Origin of the sequence: Methylobacterium bullatum (assembly GCF_014845095.1) — a bacterium.
In the GTDB taxonomy this organism is placed as follows: domain Bacteria; phylum Pseudomonadota; class Alphaproteobacteria; order Rhizobiales; family Beijerinckiaceae; genus Methylobacterium; species Methylobacterium bullatum.
The window spans coordinates 1-572 of sequence record NZ_NKUG01000290.1 but is presented as its reverse complement, the minus strand read 5'-3'; the positions used below and the strand labels follow the sequence as shown (position 1 = coordinate 572).

The window sequence follows — 572 nt, the reverse complement described above, 5'->3', positions numbered from 1 at the left end:
CCTCCCCGCGCGGGGAGGCGAGCGCTCACTGCGCCTTGAATTCGCCCTCGAGCCGCAGGGACACGTCGTCGCCGATGGCGGGAAGGAAGGCGTTGACGCCGAAATCCGAGCGCTTGATCACGGCCCAGCCGTCGAAGCCCACGGTATAGCGCTTGTCGATGGGGTTGAGGCCGGCCCGGTTGAAGGTGGCGTCGAACGCCACGGGCTTCGTCACGCCCTTGAGGGTGAGGCTGCCGGCGACGCGGGCCGTGGTTGGGCTCGTGGGCTCCACCAGGGTGGCGGTGAAGGTGGCGGTGGGAAACTTCTGGGTGTCGAAGAAGTCCGGCCCCTGGAGATGGCGGTTGAGCGTTTCGTTCAGGGCGTTGATGCTTCCCATGCCGATGGTCACGGTGAGCCGGTTCTTGCCCGGATCCTTGGGGTCGAGGTCGGCTTGTCCCGACACGTCGGTGATCTGGCCGTAATAGGTCGAGTAGCCGAGGTGGCTCACCGACCAGGTGATCTTGCCGTGGGCCGCGTCGAGCACGTAGCTGCCGGCCCGGACCTGGGTGGGGTCCGTGGTGGGGGCGGCATCC

1 protein-coding gene is annotated in these 572 nt (G+C 67.7%); it reads right to left on the bottom strand.

The window, feature by feature from the left end; all coding sequences use genetic code 11:
• Positions 1 to 25: 25 nt before the first annotated feature.
• Positions 26 to 572, bottom strand: a 547-nt coding sequence (locus MBTS_RS23195) for a YceI family protein (RefSeq protein WP_192216595.1), incomplete at its 5' end; no start/stop codon positions are given.